The sequence below is a fragment of the Paenibacillus sp. VMFN-D1 genome (genome assembly GCF_003386155.1).
GTDB classification, from domain to species: domain Bacteria; phylum Bacillota; class Bacilli; order Paenibacillales; family Paenibacillaceae; genus Paenibacillus_AQ; species Paenibacillus_AQ favisporus.
This window is the reverse complement of record NZ_QRDU01000002.1, coordinates 531,584-552,052: the sequence shown is the minus strand read 5'-3', so window position 1 is coordinate 552,052 and position 20,469 is coordinate 531,584. Positions and strand designations below refer to the sequence as shown.

The 20,469-nt window shown below is 52.7% G+C and carries 16 protein-coding genes; 1 reads left to right on the top strand and 15 read right to left on the bottom strand.

What is annotated here, in order from left to right; translation table 11 throughout:
* Positions 1–6 precede the first annotated feature (6 nt).
* From C7820_RS17995 to C7820_RS17960, 8 genes are all read right to left on the bottom strand, one after another.
* Positions 7–1,014, bottom strand: a complete 1,008-nt coding sequence (locus tag C7820_RS17995; protein ID WP_116232205.1) for an AAA family ATPase — start codon at positions 1,012–1,014, stop codon at positions 7–9.
* Positions 1,011–1,688, bottom strand: coding sequence for a nicotinamide riboside transporter PnuC (gene pnuC / locus C7820_RS17990; RefSeq protein WP_116232667.1), 678 nt, complete (start codon positions 1,686–1,688; stop codon positions 1,011–1,013). The genes C7820_RS17995 and pnuC overlap by 4 nt, the downstream gene beginning before the upstream one ends.
* Positions 1,689–1,900: 212 nt before the next feature.
* Positions 1,901–3,628, bottom strand: a complete 1,728-nt coding sequence (locus C7820_RS17985; protein WP_116232204.1) for an ABC transporter substrate-binding protein — start codon at positions 3,626–3,628, stop codon at positions 1,901–1,903.
* Between the two features lie 500 nt (positions 3,629–4,128).
* Complete coding sequence (locus C7820_RS17980) at positions 4,129–5,826, bottom strand: ABC transporter substrate-binding protein (RefSeq protein WP_116232203.1); 1,698 nt, start codon at positions 5,824–5,826, stop codon at positions 4,129–4,131.
* Positions 5,827–5,934: 108 nt separating this feature from the next.
* Complete coding sequence (locus C7820_RS17975) at positions 5,935–6,834, bottom strand: carbohydrate ABC transporter permease (RefSeq protein WP_116232202.1); 900 nt, start codon at positions 6,832–6,834, stop codon at positions 5,935–5,937.
* A gap of 16 nt (positions 6,835–6,850) precedes the next feature.
* Positions 6,851–7,834, bottom strand: coding sequence for an ABC transporter permease (locus tag C7820_RS17970; protein WP_116232201.1), 984 nt, complete (start codon positions 7,832–7,834; stop codon positions 6,851–6,853).
* A gap of 243 nt (positions 7,835–8,077) precedes the next feature.
* Entirely contained in the window at positions 8,078–9,622 is a 1,545-nt protein-coding gene (locus tag C7820_RS17965; protein WP_116232200.1) for a response regulator transcription factor, read from the bottom strand.
* Entirely contained in the window at positions 9,615–11,402 is a 1,788-nt protein-coding gene (locus C7820_RS17960) for a sensor histidine kinase (protein ID WP_116232199.1), read from the bottom strand. Before C7820_RS17960 ends, C7820_RS17965 begins: the two co-directional genes overlap by 8 nt.
* Before the next feature lie 264 nt (positions 11,403–11,666).
* Between C7820_RS17960 and C7820_RS17955 the strand changes: the two genes are divergently transcribed.
* Entirely contained in the window at positions 11,667–13,103 is a 1,437-nt protein-coding gene (locus C7820_RS17955; protein WP_116232198.1) for a SpoVR family protein, read from the top strand.
* A 571-nt stretch (positions 13,104–13,674) separates the two neighbouring features.
* Here the strand turns inward: C7820_RS17955 and C7820_RS33890 are convergent.
* From C7820_RS33890 to C7820_RS17920, 7 genes are all read right to left on the bottom strand, one after another.
* Positions 13,675–13,800, bottom strand: a complete 126-nt coding sequence (locus C7820_RS33890) for a hypothetical protein (protein WP_258875298.1) — start codon at positions 13,798–13,800, stop codon at positions 13,675–13,677.
* A 237-nt stretch (positions 13,801–14,037) separates the two neighbouring features.
* Positions 14,038–14,472, bottom strand: coding sequence for a hypothetical protein (locus tag C7820_RS17945; protein WP_181909107.1), 435 nt, complete (start codon positions 14,470–14,472; stop codon positions 14,038–14,040).
* Positions 14,456–14,929 carry a MerR family transcriptional regulator gene (locus C7820_RS17940; protein ID WP_116232196.1) on the bottom strand — a complete coding sequence of 158 codons (474 nt, stop codon included), beginning with the start codon at positions 14,927–14,929 and terminating at the stop codon, positions 14,456–14,458. The genes C7820_RS17945 and C7820_RS17940 overlap by 17 nt, the downstream gene beginning before the upstream one ends.
* An 886-nt stretch (positions 14,930–15,815) precedes the next feature.
* The gene (locus tag C7820_RS17935; RefSeq protein ID WP_181909106.1) at positions 15,816–16,922 is read right to left on the bottom strand and encodes a PD40 domain-containing protein; all 1,107 of its coding nucleotides are present in this window, start codon (positions 16,920–16,922) and stop codon (positions 15,816–15,818) included.
* A 152-nt stretch (positions 16,923–17,074) separates the two neighbouring features.
* Complete coding sequence (locus C7820_RS17930; protein WP_116232194.1) at positions 17,075–18,544, bottom strand: sensor histidine kinase; 1,470 nt, start codon at positions 18,542–18,544, stop codon at positions 17,075–17,077.
* Positions 18,541–19,239 (bottom strand): response regulator transcription factor, encoded by a 699-nt coding sequence (locus C7820_RS17925; RefSeq protein WP_116232193.1) that lies wholly within the window; start codon positions 19,237–19,239, stop codon positions 18,541–18,543. The genes C7820_RS17930 and C7820_RS17925 overlap by 4 nt, the downstream gene beginning before the upstream one ends.
* A 198-nt stretch (positions 19,240–19,437) precedes the next feature.
* Positions 19,438–20,460 carry a LacI family DNA-binding transcriptional regulator gene (locus tag C7820_RS17920; RefSeq protein WP_116232192.1) on the bottom strand — a complete coding sequence of 341 codons (1,023 nt, stop codon included), beginning with the start codon at positions 20,458–20,460 and terminating at the stop codon, positions 19,438–19,440.
* Positions 20,461–20,469 lie beyond the last annotated feature (9 nt).

Here is a 20,469-nt window from a genome sequence, read left to right as displayed (position 1 = left end):
ACCGACTTAAACAAGGCTTCCAAAATAGTTGCTGTACGGAACAAACGCCTTCAGTACCTCCTCGACTTGCTTGATCCGCTCCTCCAGCGATCCCCTTAATGGGATGTAAGGAATCCGGCGCTCCTTCAAATCAGCGATAATCTGCTTGTGGAATACATGCCGCTTCTGGTCCCCACTGCGGTCCCACGTATCGTCATATGGAATATCGTCCTCGCACAGGAAAAAGAGATCGTATCTGCCGGCGTTCTCCAGCGCCAGCCGGGTCAGCAGCTCCGGAGCCCGGCCGTGATAATCCAGCGCGAACATATACGTCGTGATGGCGTTCGTGTCCACGAACAGATACCGGTTCGCCTCCAGCAGCGCCTTCTCTTCGCGCTCGATATGCCCCGCCGCAATCTCATCAAAAGCCTCGAAGCTGATCCGCCGGTCCACCTGATGCTTTGTCCAATAATCCCGGCCGTATTCGCTGGCATAAGTTGTGTTGTATTTGCCGGCCAGCGCCTCCGTCAGCGTTGACTTGCCCGTCGACATTGCTCCGACGAAGACCACCTTCGTTATAAGATCACGGTATACGATGTCACTTACAAATTGCCGGTGCTTATACGGGTCCTCCCGGATCATCGTCGCCGAAATCGGCACCACGCCCCTCGCCTCATCGACGCGGCGGTCCACGGCGCCAAGCGCCTTGCTCATGTGCTCGCCGTAAAACTCGCTCGAATAGAAATGCGTAACCTGCTCGCCGTCAAGCAGCCCCAAAATATACTGCTCCTCCCGGATTTCATGCTCCCGGTCATTCGAATAACCGTCCGGACCGTCCCACGCTTCGATCACCCTGACGCCCGGATACAGCTTCCGGATCCAGCCTGCGCGGATATGCAGCGGAATGGTCGTGACCGTCGTATCGTAAATGACCACGATCAGTTCATCCACTTCCTTCAACGCCGTCTCCACCATGTATTGATGCCCTTTATGAAAAGGGGCGAATTTCCCCAACGTCAGTCCCAGCTTTTTCATCGGTAAGCCTCCTTTGCCCCTTTGGTCCAAGTGTAATAACCGTATGCCGCATTGATGAGATACGCGCTCCACATGACGATCATGAGCAGCCCGTCAGGACTGCCGTCCAGGGTACGCAGCACCCACAGCAGCACGGTAAAAGCATTCAGTACGATATACACCAGCCATTGTTCCTTATAACGCCATACCATCAGGAAGGTTGCGACAACCGACAGCACGTTGGTGATCGCATCGATGTACGGCGAGTTCTGCGTCGGTATCAGCGACAGGAAAAAACCAATTATCACGCTGCCCAGCACGCAGGCCGCTCCGGTCCACAGAATCCCTCGAAGGTTCATGCGACGCATCTCAAGCTTGCCGCCGTCCTGATGCTTCCGCCACAGGAAAAAGCCGACCACGTTCATCGGAACGAAGAACAGCAGATTCAGCAGCATCTCCCCGTAAATCCCGTTCGTATAAGCCAGGTACGCATACCCGAACGTGTTGTACATCCCGAATACATAACTCATCAGGTTGCCCTTCGCCGCCAGCACCACGCACAGCACGCCGGTCAGAAACACGGTAAACCCGAACAGGCTATCCTTCATGATCACCGTAAGTCCCACCGCAATTCCGCAAAATACGCCGAGCCATACCAGCTCGTAGGTGCTCCATCCTTTAAACCATTTTCCCATGTCCGTTCCCTCCAGCTGCTCCATTACGCCTTCACAGATCACCGTGACCGATGAGGGTAATGATGAGATATCAATAATATCAATTTGATATTATCAATTTGTTGTTTACATCTTAGCAGGATGTTCTCCCGGAAGCAATGGTTTTTTGAAAAAAAACAAAAAAAGGGCCCCGGGATACATCCCGGGACCCTCGTTCCTCTGATCAGGCCGGCTTATTGAGCGCTTCCGCTCCAGAGCTCGACTCTTTCCTTGATCAGTTCCGTATATTGTTTTTCGATTTCTTTAGCACCTGCAGCATCCAGCTCTTTCAGCATATTGTCATAAATGCTGTCGAACTGTTCCGGCTTCGCCAAGATGGCTTCCGGAATCCGCTTGCGGATAATATCCTGCGTTTTTTGGTAGATAACATTATAATTGCCGTCCTGAGGAGTAGCCATATTGTAGGCTGCGCCCCAAGGTTTGACAGGGAAGTCCTTTTCAGACGGGAACAGGTCTTTCCAGGTTGTTGCGCCATACGCTTTCAAGGTATCTTTCTCCGGCTGCGTATAGGAAGCTACGATTTGATCCGGGAAGTTCGTCGTGTAGTAGTTGCCGGATGGATCTTTCACGCCGTCGCCGTAGTGAGCGGAGAAGGTGGTGTACAGACCGATGCCGGACGTTTTCGTAAAGTTGGCGTTATCGTTGACTTTCTTGTCCTGCACGTCATCAGGAATAACGCGCTTGCCGTCCACCATGTTGTAGTGCTTGCCTTCGATACCCCAGTTGCGCAGCACTTGGCCTTCGTCGGATGCAAGAAAGTCCAGGAACTTGATCAAGCGGACCGGATCCTTACATGCCGTAGTAATGCCTACGCCCCAACCAGCTACAAATCCGGTATCCTGGAAGGAATGGTCTTTGTATTCATCCGACAGCGTTACAGGGAAATGAGCATAAGTGCGCTCCGCTTTGCCGGCGGTCTTGAGCGCATTCTCGGCGTCGGAATAGCCCCACTCTTGGTCAATCAGACCCAGGACGCGGCCGCTGGCGATCTTGGATTTATATTGGTCACTCTTTTGCACGAACGTATCCTTATCCAGCAGACCCACATTGTACATATGATTCAGCCAGCGGAAGTATTCTTTCTCTTCCGGACGCTTGTAGTGCAGCTGAGCTTCGTTGGTTTCAGGGTTAATGAAGTATTCTCCGTCATCCGGAGCGCCTGTCGTCAAGAAGGCCGGGTTCGTTACGGTGATCATGATTCTCCAGTCATCCGCGTCCAGTGTCAGCGGAATCGTCGGCTTGCCGTCGATCGTCGGATGTTTGTCTTTATATTGCTGGAGAACGTTTTCAAAATCCTTAACGGTTTTTACTTCCGGATAGCCAAGCTCTTTCAGAACGGCATTCTGGATTTCAAATCCGCCGCCGGCGTCAAAGTACTGCTGATCCACCGCCCCGTTCGTCGGAAGCACATAGATGGCTTTATCATCGTTGCTGTACGGCAGACGGTTCATGTACTTGCCGTATACCTTCTTGAGGTTCGGGCCGTACTTGTCGATCAAATCGGTCAGGTCGATCATCGCGCCGGCTTCCACCAGCTTGTCGACATCGCCTTTGGCAAAGATAAAATCAGGATATTCTCCGCTCGCAGCCATCAGGGATATTTTATCGGTGCCTGCGCCGGATACGGCATACTCCGCATTGATGGTCACGCCAGTTCTCTTCGTAATTTCTTTACCGATCTCATCCTGCATCTTGTTCCAGTTCGGGCTGGCGTCAGCGCCAAAGAACGAGAACGTGATCGGGCTCGTATCGTCAGCCTTCGCATCCTGCGCCGCATTGGAAGACGAGCTGCCGGAACCGGCGGATTTGCTGTCGCCCCCTGAGCTGCTGCAGCCTGCGGAAACGAGCAGCACACTGGCGAGGAGCAGCATTCCAAACTTCTTCTTTGTGTTTCCCTTCATGTGAATCATATCCCCCTTCATTACTAATGGAATTACTTCGTGCTGCATTCAAGAGCCGGCATTGCATCAACGTCGTACGGACGCTGGGCACTGCCGCATGTTGTGCCGAAACCCAGATGAATTGAATACGTTTACAAAACTCAAATAACTAAACTTCCTCACTTCACATCTCTGGTTTCTTGTTCGACTCCACCTCTTTGTTTAAAACGTTTTCGAAAACAGCCTGCAGGGAAAATGTGTAATGAAAGTGCTTTCATATCTGAATCATAAAAGATTTAAAAACGACTGTCAAGTCATTTTAATACATATTTCATAAATTAATTTTTGACCCATTAACGATCACCAAAAACCGCAATATTGCTGACAATACAGTTAATTTAGGCATTATATTATATAAGGTACAAAAAGATAATAAGTCACAAAAATCCATCACAAATAGGACCTACTGCTATGAGCAGGCCCTACCTGATGAACTTATTGCCACTTTTTAAAAATTCGGATTACTTCGCTTCGGTCGTTCCGCCCCACAACTCGACACGGTCCTTCACCAGCTCGGTGTATTGCTGTTCCATTTTTTCCGCACCGGCGGCATTCAGTTCCTTGATCATGTTGTCATAGACTGCGTCGAATTTGTCCGGTGTCGTCAGGATGGCTTCCGGAATACGCTTGCGGATAATGTCCTGCGTTTTCTGGTACGTTACCGTGTAATCGGAGCCTTCTTCAACCGAAATGTTGTATGCTGCTCCCCAAGGCTTAACAGGGAAATCCTTTTCCGAAGGGAACAGGTCTTTCCAGGTCTTAGCGCCGTAAGCTTTCAGCGTTTCTTTCTCGGCTGGTGTGTAGCTGGCTACGATTTGATCCGGGAAGTTCGTCGTATAGTAGTTGCCGGATGGATCTTTCACACCGTCACCATAGTGGGCGGAGAAGATCGTGTACAGGCCGATGCCCGATGTTTTCGTAAAGTTGGAAGCGTCGTTGATTTTCTTTTCCTGAATTTCTTGAGGAATGACGCGCTTGCCGTCCTCGACATTGTAGTGCTTGCCTTCGATGCCCCAGTTGATCAATACTTGCCCTTCGTCGGAAGCGAGCCAATCCATGAATTTAATCGCCCGGACCGGATCTTTACAGTTGTTCGTGATGCCGATGCCCCAACCGGATGTAAAGCCTGTATCCTGGAAGGAGTGATCCTTATATTCTTCCGACAAGGTTACCGGCAGGTGAGCGTAAGTTCTCTCGTCCTTACCTGCAGCTTTCAGCGCGTTCTCCGCGTCAGAATAACCCCACTCCTGGTCGATCAGGCCAAGCACGCGTCCGCTCGAGATTTTGGACTTGTACTGGTCGCTCTTCTGTACAAACGTTTCCTTATCCAGCAGGCCTTCGTTGTACATATGGTTCAGCCAGCGGAAGTACTCTTTTTCCTCCGGACGCTTGTAGTGCAGCTGAGCCTCATAGGTTTGCGGATTGATAAAATATTCGCCGTCGTCCGGTGCCCCTGTTGCGAGGAACGCCGGGTTGGTAACGGTGATCATGATTCTCCAGTCATCCGCATCCAGCGTCAACGGAATGGTTGGCTGGCCGTCAATCGTCGGATGCTTCTCTTTATAAGCCTTCAGTACGTTCTCAAAATCCTTGACGGTTTTTACTTCCGGATAGCCCAGCTCTTTCAGCACGGCATTCTGGATTTCAAATCCGCCGCCGGCGTCAAAATACTGCTGGTTCACCGCCGCATTGGTCGGCAGCACATAGATGGCTTGGTCATCGTTGCTGTACTTCAGACGGTCCATGTAGTCGCCATATATCTTCTTCAGGTTCGGCGCGTACTTGTCAATCAGATCGGTCAGGTCGAGCATTGCGCCGGCATCCACCAGCTTGTTAACGTCACCTTTAGCGAAAATAAGGTCCGGATAGTCGCCGCTTGCGGCCATCAGGGAAATCTTATCCTGCCCTCCGCCGGATACAGCGAACTCCGCATTGATCGTAACGCCTGTCTTCGCAGTGATTTCCTTGCCGACTTCATCCTGCATTTTGTTCCAGTTTGGACTCGCATCCGCACCGAAAAAACTGAAGGTGATCGGCGATGTCGTATCGCCTGTATCTTTGGCAGCGGTATCCTCCTTGCCTCCGCCGCAGCCCGCAACCGCTAGCATTGATGCGATGATCAGAGAAATCGCGGTTACCTTGAACGCTTTCTTTGGCATTGCGTAAACCCTCCCCATGATGTCTAATCTTTTTCTTTATCTATTTTGTATAACAGGCTAGCCTGCTGATACCTCTATATAAGAATGTAACTTCTGAAAAAGCGTTGTTTACGATTTGACCGCGCCCAGCGTCATGCCGCTCACAAAATATTTCTGCAGGAACGGATAGACGATCAGGATCGGCACGGTCACGACGATGGTAATGGCCATCTTGATCGATTCCGGCGAAATCTGGGCCATTTGTTTGGCCATGTCGTTGGCGTTGATCGCTCCGCCGCCCTGCTGGGTGCTCTGCAGCACCTTCATCAGCTCGTACTGCAGGGTAGTCCAGGTGGCGTTGCTGCCGTTATACAGGTACGTATCGAACCAGGAGTTCCACTGACCTACGGCAAGGAACAGCGCGATCGTCGCAAGAACCGGTTTACAGAGCGGCAGGATAATGCGCCAGTATACCGTAAAATCGTTGGCTCCGTCCAGCTTGGCCGATTCCTGAAGGGCATAAGGCAAGCCGTCGATAAAGGAACGGACGATAAATACGTTGAATGCACTGACGAGACCCGGCAGAACATATACCCAGAACGTGCCGATCAGGTTCAGGTCGCGCATTAGGATGTATCCCGGGATCAGGCCGCCGGAGAAGTACATCGTCATCGCCAGGAATGTCGATACGAACTTCCGGGCCTGAAAATCAGGCCGGCTGAGCGTATACGCCAGCATTGATGCGCTGAGCAGCCCCAGAACGGCACCGACGATCGTACGCAAAATGGAAATTTTCAAGCCTTGAAGCAAAGTGTCATAAGCAAATATCGTCTTATAGTTTTCAAATGTGAACGCACGCGGCCAGATGGTGATGCCTCCGCGCACCGTATCGATGGAATCGTTCAGCGATATGGCGAGCACGTTCAGAAACGGATACAGCGTAACGATCAGCACGATCGTCATGAAGATGATGTTGCATATATCGAAGATCTTATCGGATCGGGTCGCATTAAACGCTTTGTTTGGCATCTCGATTTCTCGCCTCCTACATAATGCTTTCTTTCGTAACCTTTTTGAAAATGCCGTTAGCCGTAAACAACAGGATGATGCTGACTACGGAGTTGAATATGCCGATGGCGGTACCGTATGAGAACCTGCCCATATTCAGACCGTAATTCAGTGCGTACAGATCGAGAACCTCCGAGTAATCCGTCACCAGGTTGTTGCCGAGCAGGAATTGTTTCTCGAAGCCGATGCTGATCAAGTGGCCAATCGACATAATCAGGAGTACCGAGATCGTCGAGCGGATGCCCGGCAGCGTAATGTGCCACATCTGTCTCCAGCGGCTCGCACCGTCGACGCGGGATGCTTCGTACAGCTCCGGGTCAATCCCTGTGATTGCTGCCAAATAGATGATCGTATTCCAGCCTGTTTCCTTCCAGACATCGGAACCGGTTACAATGTACCAGAACCAGTTGCCCTTCGCCATGAACTGTATAGGTTCGTCCGTGAGGTGGAGCGCCATCAAAATCTGGTTGACCGCACCGCCGTCGATTGAAAGCATTTTCGTAATAATGCCTGCCACAACGACCCAGGATACAAAGTGCGGCAGGTAAGAAACCGTCTGCACGAACCGCTTGAAGAACATGCCCCGCAGCTCATTAAGGAGAATAGCGAAGAAGATCGGAACCACGAATCCCAGAATGAGGCCCATGAAGCTCATCGCCAGCGTGTTCCGCAGCACCAGATAAAACCGGTCGTCTTGGAAAAGCTCGTGGAAATATTTAAATCCTACCCATTTCTGCTCGGAGAATGACCTTGCCGGTTTGTAGTTTTGAAAGGCCATCGTCCAGCCCCAAAGCGGCAGGTAACTGAACACGAACACCCAAATGACAAAAGGGAGCGACATTAAATATAAATATTTTTGCTGGAGCACCGTACTCCAGAAGCCACCCTTTCGTTTACGCTTTGGTGCTTTAGCAGTATCTTGACCGCTGCGGGGAATGGTGTTAGGTGTGAGCGCTTCCATTCAATAACCCCTCCTCTAATTGATAACTCAATCTTACTAAATGAAGCGCTTATAAAAATACCCATCGGATTTCACCTAAAATCATATAAAAATTAGATATAACGCTTTCATAGTCGAAATTTGACATGACTTTACACAAAAATCCCCCCAAAAATCTAATTTTCAGGGGGAAATTCGCCTCGAAAACGTTTTTGAAAGACGGTATAGCCAAAATCATCCCGCAGGATCATGAAAGTCAAGAGACTACTCGGAAGGCTCCTTTTTCCGGAATGACGACGGGGATGCCCCGACGTATTTCTTGAATTTGCTGTGAAAATAGTCCACGTTTGCATACCCGACACAGGCCGCCACTTGATGCACCTTAAGTCCCTGGGATAACAGCTCCTTCGCGTGCTCAATCCGCACGTTGTCCAGGAACGCGTTGAAGTTCTCACCCGTATAGTTTTTGAACATTTTCCCCAGGTAAGCGCTGTTGTAATTAAACACCTGGGCCAGAAGCTCCAGCTTCAGGTTCTCCTTGTAGTTCCGGTGAATAAAATCGATCATCTGCTTCAGCACCGCATCCTTGCTCCCGCCGCCGATCCTCTCGATAAGACTGCTCAAATGGGCGGCCGCTACTGCTTTCAGCTGCTCCCATGTCGGCTGGCGGAACGCTTCCGTAATGAACAGCGGCGCATCCTGCAGCAGCGGATACAATGCCTGGTTCTGTCCCGACAGCTTGTTGATGGCCATGGTCAAAATATGGGTCACCGCCGACTTCACGGCCTGCTCGGCCTGCCCGAAACCGACAACCCGCTCCTCCAGCTCGTCAAAAAAGCGGCCGACCGCTTCCATGCTCCGGATGTCCAGCGCATAATACAGCATATCCGACAGTTCGATTTCTCCCGTTGGATCGAGCGGCGCCTTCTCCGGGTATGACTCTGCCATTAAGGTCAAATCCCCGGGCAGCATCAAACGTTCTTCATGGAACAGAAAACGATGGTGCAGCAGCTCGGCGGCCTCCGCATACGATTGTCCAATGAGCGAAATATCGGTGACCGCTCCCCCAGCGGCGGCAAACCATCCCTTGTTATCCGGCAGCAGCGCACCCCATTCCGCGTAACAGCGGGCAGCATCGTCTTCCCGGGACATCCCCCGGTCCCACAGCACAGCCGCATACGGCCCCGCCGAAAACACAATGACACGCTCCGCTCCGTCAAAATGGCCCGACAGCTTTCTTCTTAAGGAGGCTAAAGGTGCATCGTCCGCCGATCCATGAATTTCGAGCAGGACGATCTGATATCTCGGCCAGTCCAGCCCCAGCTGCATGACCGTCGCCGGATCCCGAAGCGCTTCTTCCTGCAGCAGGAAGGATTCAAGCAGGTGCTCGCGGAAGACATGGTCCTCTTCCGCGGAACGATGCGATTGTTTCTCCCGGGTCAGAATCGCGCCGATCCGCTGCAGCTCCTCCCCGAGCTCCTCCTCATCCAGCGGCTTCAGCAGGTATCCGTTTACGCCGTAACCGATCGCCCGCTTGGCATAATCAAAATCGGCATATCCGCTCAAAATTAGAAAATGCGTCGAGATCAGGGCGGCCCGGGCCTCTTCAATGACGTCGAGACCGGTCATGCCCGGCATGCGGATATCGATGATGGTCAGATCGGGCTTCAGCTCTTTGATTTTATCCAGCCCATCCCGGCCGTTGGCCGCCGTATCCACCACCGTAAACCCGAAGCTCTCCCAGTCGATAATCGTCTTGAGACCTTCGCGGATCATCGGTTCGTCATCCACAATCAAAACGTTAAACATGCATTTCTCCCCCTGTTGGTATCATGAATTCCATCTTGGTTCCCTGTCCCGGGATACTCGTAATATGCAGTCCGAAGTCGTCTCCATACGTCAGCTTAATTCGCTGATGGATGTTCCGCAAGCCGATGCGGTTGCCTTCCCCTTCTTCCGCATCCAGCGTCGCTAGAACAAATTGCCTGCGTTCCTCCGACATGCCGGCCCCGTTATCGATAACCTCAACATGCAGCATGTCTTCCTTCATCGAGCAGCGGACGCGCAGCATCCCGTCCACTTCCTTGCCTTCCAGGCCATGGATAATCGCATTCTCCACCAGCGGCTGAATAATCAGCGGCGGTAGCAGCACCCGTTCGGTCTCTGGCTCGACGATCAGCTCGTAGTTCAAGCGGTCCTCATAGCGGAATTTCTGGATTTCCAAATACGCGCGGACAATTTCCATTTCCTCTTTCAGCGTTTTTTTCACACTGCCGATTTCGAGATTTTTGCGCATCAGCTTGCCCAGCAGCCGCACGATGTTGGCGATCTCCTTCTCCCCGTTCAAATGAGCCTTCATCCGGATCGATTCCAGCGCATTGAACAAAAAGTGCGGATTGATCTGGCTGGCCATCATTTTGAGCTTGATTTCTTTTTGCGCAACCTCAAGCTTGGTGTTCTTCTCATTGCTCTCATACACCTGGTTCAGCAGATCGTTGATGCTTCGGACCATATAGTTGAACTGGCGGGAGAGCTGCCCGATTTCGTCGTTGCCGTCCAGGAAGGAAATCGTATCGAAGTTCCCCCGGGCCACCTTGTTCAGCTGTCTGCTCAAATGCAGAAGCCGGTTGGTCGTCAGCTTGGATACGACGAATATCAGCGTAAGTGCCAGGATCAGCACACCGATCACCAGCGCCATGCCGATCCATCCGACCTTTTTGGCGTCCTGGACAATGCCCTGGGTCGAAAAGACCGATACGACGCTGAGGCCGTTCAAGCTCGTCTGCGGCGTCAGCTTGTCCACGATAATATTGGAGGACACCCCGTTGACGCGCCGGCTGATCGTCTGTTCCTGTCCTTGATGCATATCGATGTTCAAATCCAGCTGTTTCAGCGTTTTGCCGACGTTCTGCGGATTTTTGGCGGCCACAATGTATCCGCTGTCATCCGCAATAAGCGTATTGAACGTTTCCTTGCTCAGGATCGAATTAAGCATGCTCTGGTTGAGCGTAATGACCAGCACTCCCGGGGTCCGGTAATCCTTGAACTTGATCCGGCGCACCAGGCTCAGCTTTTTTTCGGTGCCGATGTCGCTGCCTTCCATAAAGAACCAGCCGATCCGCGGGTTGTTCATGGCCGTTTGGAACCATTCTTCTCCCTCAATTTTGGCGGTAACGTTAATAAACTGGGTGTTGTTGATCATCGTCCTGTTGTAATGGTAGAAGCGGACGTTGCTGATTTCGTTATAGAGCCGCGGAAGCTCTTCAAAATCGTTGTATTTCGAATAGGCCTGCACCATTTGCAGAATAGTCGTGTAATCTGTATTGACCAGGTCCTTCAGGTTATCGTCCAAGTACAGCTTATTGGAAATCGAGATCGGCACGGACAGCATGGTGGACAGCTGGCTTTTGATTTTATCCACATCGTTGGCTGTCTGCTCTATCGCATTGTCTAGTGCATCCTGTCTGAAATAGGCGGTAATGATGCCCCCCACGATCAGCACGGGGATCATGACGACGAACAGGTAGGAAAAGATCAATTTGCTCCGGATCCTCATGTTGTTGGTAGCTTGCACAAAGTACTTCCACATGGTAACGCAGTCACCGCCCGCAAAAATATAAAACGCTTTCGTAAATAGGAAACCTTAGAGTCATGCTCTTATATTCTAACATAAATCGACATGAAGACTGCATTAATTTCCGGGCTGCTGGGATTTGCCAACAACATGATCCGGGACCGAATCCGGACTTTCGGCCGGCCATGTCAGTTCATACTTGAGGTGCTGCTGAATATATTGAAATATAGTCCCGATATCATATTTTATTCTTCCGCAGAAGGAAGGAGCAATGAACGAATGAGCGACGAGATCAAACAGCTGGAATATGCCATTAGTGAAATTATGGAGATCGCTGACGGCTTCGGCCTGGATTATTATCCGATGCGCTACGAAATTTGTCCGGCGGACATTATTTACACCTTCGGTGCTTACGGGATGCCTACCCGTTTTTCACACTGGAGCTTCGGCAAGACGTTCAACAAAATGAAAATGCAATACGATTTCGGCCTGAGCAAAATCTATGAGCTTGTCATCAACTCCAATCCGTGCTACGCCTTTCTGCTCGACGGCAACTCCCTGATCCAGAACAAGCTCATCGTGGCCCACGTCTTGGCGCACTGCGACTTTTTCAAAAACAACTACCGCTTCTCCGCCACCAACCGCAACATGGTCGAGAGCATGTCGGCCACCGCGGAGCGGATCAGCCAATACGAGCTCGAGCACGGCACCGAAGTTGTGGAGCGTTTCATCGATGCCGTACTGGCCGTCCAGGAGCATGTTGATCCGCAGCTGATCAAGCCACAGCACCTGGATAAGCAGCGCTACATGGAAATGAAGCTGAAGGCGCAGAAGGAGTCCGGCAAAATCCAGACCCAGCCCGGCGAATACGACGACTTGTGGAGCCTCGATCACAAGCCGGAGCCGGAGGCCCAGGAAAGCGCGGCCAACCGCAAATTCCCGCCTGAACCGGAAAAGGACATCGTCTGGTTCATCCAGGAATTTTCCGAAGTGCTGGAGGACTGGCAGCGCGACATTATGACCATGCTCCGCGACGAAATGCTCTATTTCTGGCCGCAGATGGAGACCAAAATCATGAACGAAGGCTGGGCTTCGTACTGGCATCAGCGGATCATCCGCGAGCTGGACCTGACGAGCGACGAGACGATCGAATTCGCCAAGCTCAACTCTTCGGTCGTGCAGCCGTCCCGGCACAGCCTGAATCCATACTATTTAGGGCTGAAAATTTTCGAGGACATCGAGCGCCGCTGGGACCATCCGACCAAGGAGGAAATCGAATTCGGCGGCCGCAAACCCGGGCAGGGCCGTGAGAAAATCTTCGAGGTGCGCGAATTCGATTCGGACATTTCCTTTATCCGCAACTATATGACGAAGCAGCTGACCGAGGATCTGGACCTGTACGTCTTCGAGAAAAAGGGCCCCGAGTGGAAAATTACCGACAAAAGCTGGGAGAACATCCGCGACCAGCTCGTCTTCGCCCGAGTCAACGGCGGCAGCCCTTACCTCGTCGTCGAGGACGGCGATTACCTGCGGACCGGAGAGATGGTGATCAAGCATATGTACGAGGGCATCGAGCTCGACCTGAAGTACATGGAGCGCACGCTGCCTTATGTGTATCAGCTGTGGGGCCGCACCGTGCATCTCGAGACCATCGTCGAGGACAAAAAGGTAATGTTCTCCTACGACGGCAAGAAGCTGCATCGGCGGTTCGTGTGAGGGAGATTCTAAGCCGATCATTGGAGCAGATCATGTAAATGTTGAGCTTCGATGACCGCTCCGATGCCGGATCGTTCTTCCGATCGCTGTTGCCCCCAGATTTCCTGATCGGTAACATGCCAAGGTGGAAATCCGGGGACAAAGGCGAACGCTGACCGCTTCTCCAGAACGATTCCGTCCTCTCCGCTGAACACTGCCTTTAGCTGCTCTTAAGAGCAGATCTTTTAAAGGCATACGTTGAGCCTTGAAGCCGCTCATTGGAGCAGACCATGTAAATGTTGAGCTTCGATGACCGCTCCGATGCCGGATCGTTCTTCCGATCGCTGTTGCCCCCAGATTTCCCGATCGGTAACATGCCAAGGTGGAAATCCGGGGACAAAGGCGACCGCTGACCGCTTCTCCAGAACGATTCCGTCCTCTCCGCTGACCACTGTACCTCTAAGCCGCTCTTAGGAGCAGATCTTGTAAATGCATACGTTGAGCCTTGAAGCTGCTCATTGGGCAGACCATGTAAATGTTGAGCTTCGATGACCGCTCCGATGCCGGATCGTTCTTCCGATCGCTGTTGCCCCTAGATTTCCCGATCGGTAACATGCCAAGGTGGAAATCCGGGGACAAAGGCGACCGCTGATCGCTTCTCCAGAACGATTCCGTCCTCTCCGCTGATGCTTGCAAATCCGATACGTGTAATTAACATCAAATACCTCTGGACCAAAAGAAATCTTTACGCAAAAACCTCCCGAGCTGCATGGTTAACCCTAATGCATGCTTGAGAGGTTTTTGGGTTGGTAAGGAAAAGCCCGAACAACCGACACTCAATCAGAGTGTCATCCGCTACATAAAATCCATGCTTCCTGATGAGCTATGCAACATGCAGACGCCTAGCTCTCTGCCACCAAGTATAACTCCCACTGATGACCTTAAATACTCCCTATCAAAATGTAGCTTCTGACCTCCCTGCTTTTTTAGGCTTCATCCTTATACCCAAAATGATAAAGGCCACATAAATGACGATGGCAACCGAGTCAATTAACGTATCCGTAAGGGACGAAGCGTCTTGAAATGCAGTTACACCAAGAATGACCACCAGCCGTACGATCAGAAGCGACACGATCATCCAAGCGGCAAACCGGACCTTCGATCGACCGCTTTGGAATGACATCCAAATAAACATGACCCCGAAAACCAGATTTTCCGCCGTTATGATGTGCCAAACATACATAAATACCGTCCGTGTCCCTATGGTGAGCGCACCTACCTCGAGCTCCGGAAGAACAGCGGATTGCCCGTTCCATGCGTGCGTAGCGGCAAACAGTACTGCAAAAATGCCTGCGATCAGGTAATAAAAATTGCTAACTTTGATGCCCATCACATCCCTCCCCGAAAATTTGAGTTTCCTTCTTACGGATACCCTGATAAATTTCGCGCACGATCTCCGCCAGCCGCTGGTCTTTTTCTGGATTGAAGTCTCTTAACGTATCGGCGGCAACGTCGAGCAGCTGACTGACCTTCTGAAGATGCGCAATCTTTTTGCGTGTCTCGGCATTCTTGGCAACGAGGAACGCAGCAACCTCCTGGCAGTAAGCAGGGTCTACCTTCTCCATCCTGTGAAACCCAAACTTCCCCTTGATTTCGTCAAGAGAAAAGTCCGCATACTGCATAATTTGAATGTTCATCAAATCGATGAGGTCGTTCTTCGAGTACCTGCGGTACCGATTGTTTTCCCGGGTCGGCGAGACAATTCCGAGACGGTCATAATAGCGGAGCGTATCTTTCGGGATCCCTAGCATCCGTGAAGCTTCTTGTATAGAATAAAGTTTTTCCATGAGTTCACAATAACATTGGAGCAGACTCCAAGGTCAAGTCGGTTTTTACATTTTTTTCTTGTGAAAATATCAAGAATCGCCCTCTACCTCCATTCGTTGAAGTTCTCCAGACGGACTGAACTCCGGGGCTCGCTAACTATACAAAAAAGCCACCACATTGAGTGGTGACTTATTTTCTAAATATGACCGCCATCGCCTCGAGCATAAAGCCTGATCGGCACGTTCCAAGTTTCACCTGCTAACATGCCCTCTACAAAGCACTACTCGTACCCATTCCCGTCCTTGCCGTGCCGCACAGCCACCGCAAGGACCTTACTCCCCCACTCGCCGCTGGCAGCAGCGGAGCGGGCGGAATCATGCCGGAGAAGCGGCAGCGGTCGCCTTTGTCCCCGAATTTTTACCTTCTATTTCATTCCCGAAAAATTCGGGGGCAACAGCGATCGGAGGCATGATCCGCACGCGCAGCGGGCTTCCCCGCACACATGCGCTTATCCGTCGAACGCTCTACGCGCAACCTACAGCGCCAACGCTCTGCATCGAAGCACAGCCCGCACCCATTCCCGTCCTTGCGGTGCCGCATAGCCACCGCAAGGACCCTGCTCCCCCACTCGCCGCAGGCAGCAGCGGAGCGGGCGGAATCAGGCCGGAGAAGCGGCAGCGGTCGCCTTTGTCCCCGAATTTTTACCTTCGATTCCATTCCCGAAAAATTCGGGGGCAACAGCGATCGGAGGCATGATCCGCACGCGCAGCGGGCTTCCCCGCACGCATACGCTCATCCGTCGAACAGCGCGCAACCTGCAGCGCCAACGCTCTGCATCGAAGCACAGCCCGCACGAAGCCTGCCTTGCAGCACGCACAGCACACGCTCCGCCGCTGACCGCGGCGATCACTTCAGGTGGACCACATACGTCACATTGTTCGACTTCTCGCCTTCGTACACGGTCTGGTACACCATCAGCGACTTGCCGTCCGGGCTCCAGACGGCCGGAGAGTCATAGGCCTGGATCTCCGTGGACAGCGGCGTCGTTTTGCCGCTCGCCTTGTCGAACACGTACATGCCTTTCATCCCCTGCTCGCCCTCGGTGTACACCGAGAAGGCGATTTTGCTGCCGTCCGGCGACCAGCTCGGCCGGCCGAGAAGCGTTCCTTTGGCCACGGTTCCCAGCTTCTTGCCGCTGGCATCGATGAGCTGAAGCTCGGCATCCTTGGTCGTGTTCCACTCGCGTTTCTCCAGGGCGATCGCGCTGCCGTCCGGCGACAGGCTGAACGTCACAACGCCTTCCTGGATCGTCTTGGCCTCAGGCGCCGATGCCGTAAATGACTTCAGCACGGTGTAGCCTTCGTGAACGCCCAAATAGTAATAACGGTCGCCCGCTTTGCTCGCCATGCGCGGCACGTTGTCGGACAGCTCCGGATCGGAGAATTTAACCGCAGTCCGTTTGCCCTGAAGGTCGATCAGCTGAAGCTTGCTGTCATCCGTGCTGACGAGGACATGCTGCGGATCGGCCCAGAACATATCGGACAGCATGGAGAATGCGCCCGTTTTCGTTACGGTTCCGGAAGCCGCATCCAGGAGATAACCCCCGATATCATACTTGTCTTTCGGGTTGCCCCCCGTAAAAAAGACATGCTCCCCGTCCGGCGACGCGGCGGCCAGATATTGACCGGCCGTGGCCGGATTTTCCGTCAACTTGCGTTCGATATTGGAGGCAAAGTCATGGATCATCAGCACATGATTTCGTTCCACGATAGCTTCGTGGTCCGACAGCCAGGTCCGGCCGTACACGTCTTTAAGCTTTTCGATTTGCTCCACCTGGATTTCTCCGGTATTTTTCCGGCCCTCGGCAGCCGTATCTATAACAGTGATCTGCTTGCCCGGCTTGTCGATGACCTCCCGGCTTGCATTGCTCTGCGGCGAACCGCAGCCGGCCAAAAGCGCACCTGCCATCATCACGCCGATCACTGGAGGAAGTAGTTTATGTCGTTTCATCATGAGCTTCATCCCTTCCTGATTTCTTACCCCCATCCTACACGCCAATGATATCCGGCATACGTCGAAATGTTTCCAAGTTGTAAACTTTTATTAAAAAAGCATCAGCTGAAGCTCAGTTTATTCCCTGTGTGAGAAACATCGGCTATGTTCTCCTAGTTCCCCCGACTGGATTGCCGCGGAAACGAAACGGTGAATTCGGTCTCCTCCGCATCCGAACGGACGAGTTCAAGCCGGCCCCCCTGCTTCTCCGCGAGCTGGAACGCCAGCGGCAGGCCCAGGCCGGTTCCGCCGGTGGAGCGGGCGCGGTCTTGGTGCAGGGTGGAGAACGGCTCGAACAAATGCGCCCACCATTCCCGAGGAATGATCCGTCCCGTGTTGCGGACCGATACGCTCACTTCGTCTTCCGAAGCCCTGCTTTGTATGACAATCCGGCCGCCGGGCCGGTTGTATTTGATCGCATTATCCAGCAGATTCATAAAAATATGAATGAAATGGTCCCGGTCTCCCCATACCCGGACAGGCACGAAGTCAGTCTGTATCGTTAAATCGTATTTGGTGGCCTTGGCGCTGATCCGGGATACGACATCCTGCAGCAGATCCGCAAGCTCCACCTCTTCCGCCTGGGATTCAAAATCGTACTTTTCCAGCAGCGACAGGCGCAGCACGTCCTCGACCAATTGATACAACCGCTCGGACTCTTTGGCAATCGCACTGCGCGCTTCCTCGATTAGCTGCGGATCGTCGCCGTACATGCCCAGCAAATCCGTATAAGCCTGGATCGACGTCAGCGGCGTTTTAAACTCGTGACTCACGTTATTGATAAACTGCTTCTGCTGCTGCTCGAGCGCCTGCAGCTTCTCCACGGCCAATTGCAGATGGTGCTTTTCCTCCTGGAGCGCAGCCATATGCCCTTTGATGTCACGGCTCATATGCAGAATGCCGGTTCCGAGCTGCCCGAGCTCGTCTTTCCGCCGCAGCGGGGACCGCTCCGGGTACTCCCCGCGGGAGATCCGGTCCGCCTCCGCCTTCAGCTTCACAATATCCCTGACCTGACGGTATACATAAATAAATCCCAGAATAAAGCTGAGCAGCAATACAATGCCGCCTGTCCAAACCAGCCGGTACGCCATCCGGTTATAAAATTCATGCTGTGCCTTCAGCGACGTATGGAGCTGGACCACCCCCAGCATACCGTCAGGCCCCTGCATCGGCGCAAGATAGATCAGGGAATCCGCTTCGGTAATGTAGGCGATTTTACCTTTCAGCGCATAAGACAGGGCGTCTCCGACATCCGGTTTTTCCGCCAGCGGCAAGGAATTACCCACCTCTTGGCCCTTCGCGTCATACAGGATCACCCGCATGTTGGTGGAAATGCCAAGGTCCACGGCCAGCTCCTGCCCCTGTTTTCCCATAAAGTCCACCGGTTTCAGCCGTTCGCCCGTCAAATAATCCTGCTTGACCCTCATTTCGGCTACGTCGGCCTGCCGCTGCAGGCTCTCTTCCATCTGCTCGCGCTGATTGGTCTTGATCCCGCTGAGTACAAGCCAGCTGAGCACGCCGGTCGTAAACACCAGCAGCACCGCCAGGAACAGCGGAAACTTCCATTTCAGGCCGAGGCTCATGTGCCCTCCTCCAGCGCCTTATAGCCGATCCCGTATACCGTCTGCAGCATATAGTGGGCATCCCCCAGCTTTTTCCGCAGCCGCTGAATATGAATGTCCACCGTTCGGGTGCCTCCCGCATACTCCATGCCCCATACGAGATCCAGCAGATCCTCACGGGTGTACACTCGCCCGGGGTGAAACACGAGCAGCGACAGCAGATCGAATTCCTTCGGCGTCAGCTCCAGCAGCCTACCGCTGAGTTCTGCTGTGCGTTTGGCGGAATGAACGGTCAGCTGTCCAAGCACGGCCTTTTTCCCGTCCGGCGCAGGCGCGGGATCTTCCACTTTATCCAGCCGGCGGACGATCGATTTCACCCGTGCGACCAGCTCACGGATATCGAACGGTTTGGTCATAAAATCGTCGGCCCCAAGCTCCAGTCCCAGAACCTTGTCGACGATATCGTTTTTAACGGTCAGCATCAATATGCCGAGTCCTTTGCGGTTTTCCAGCCTGCGCAGCACCTCATAGCCGTTTGCCTTGGGCATCATGACGTCCAGGACCAGCATATCCGGGCGGAAGGCATCCGCCTGCTGCAGCGCCTCCTCACCGTCCGCGGCCGTTTCGACGACGAACCCCTCCCGTTTGAGCGCATAGGAAATCGCGCTGCGGATGCTCGGCTCATCGTCGGCCACCAGAACTCTTTTTTCCTCCATCGACTATCACGTCACTTTCATCCGTTGATTATAAGCGGTGCCTGATTTTCTATCATTATAAGATATTGTGCACCATTCACAACATTTCTTGACCTAAGCACCTGTCCTTTGTAACACGCGGAAATTAAACGCAATCATAAATGACCAGACAGGACGCAAAAAGGGACATGCCTGCCCGGCACATCCCTTCCCCCTATTTTAACGCGATTGATCTTCAGAAACCTTTACTTTGCCGGTCGACTGGCGGATAACCAGGCTGGCCGGCTCCATAATTTCCGGCGGCGAGTATTCCGGATTTTCGATCATGGAGATCAGATGCTCAATCGACCTTGCGCCGATATTGTGTATGTTCTGGTTCACGGTCGTCAGGCTTGGCTTAAACACCTTGGCCTCAAAAATGTTGTCAAAGCCGACAACCGAAACATCCCCGGGAACGGAAAATCCCCATGCTTCAATTTCATGAATCGCCCCCATCGCAGCCATATCCGAAGTACACACGACAGCCGTCGGGGGAGACTGAAGATGAAGGAGCTTCCTCATGGCGACCATGCCGCCTTCAAAAGAATAATCACACACTTCCAGATACTTGTCCCTGTATTCGATGGAACAGTCCGCAAGGCCCTGCTTGTATCCCTGAAGCCGCCGTTCGGCTACCGTATGGCCGAGGGTACCGGCGATATAGGCGATATCCCGGTGACCCAGCCCGTACAGATGGGAGACGGCCATATGAACGCCGTTCACGTTATCTGATGTAATATTTCCGACCCGGTTTCCCATGACGTCCGTATCCACAAACATGGTAGGAATATCGGAGCGGATCAATTCGCCGATAATCCGGTGGTCCCGTTCCACGCCGAAGATGACGACCCCATCCAGATTCCTGCTCTCGCAGTGGTCGATAAAAGAATAACTTTCGTCGTTAAGCCGGGCCGAGAGGCGCATGAGATCATAGCCGCTGTTCTCCAGCGCCGTTTTGATGCCTTCCAGCAGCTCGGCCACATAAGGGTTCGTAAAGGGAATGTTGATCAGCACCCCCACGGTCCACGATCTCCCGGTGACGAGTCCGCGCGCAATGGCATTGGGCCGGTAACGAAGAAGCTCAATCGCCGATTTTACTTTTTTCCTTGTTTTATCGCTGACGTCCGGATAATGGTTAATGACTTTGGAAACGGTTGCGACAGATACTCCAGCCTCTTTCGCCACATCATGAATGGAAGCCACTATACAATC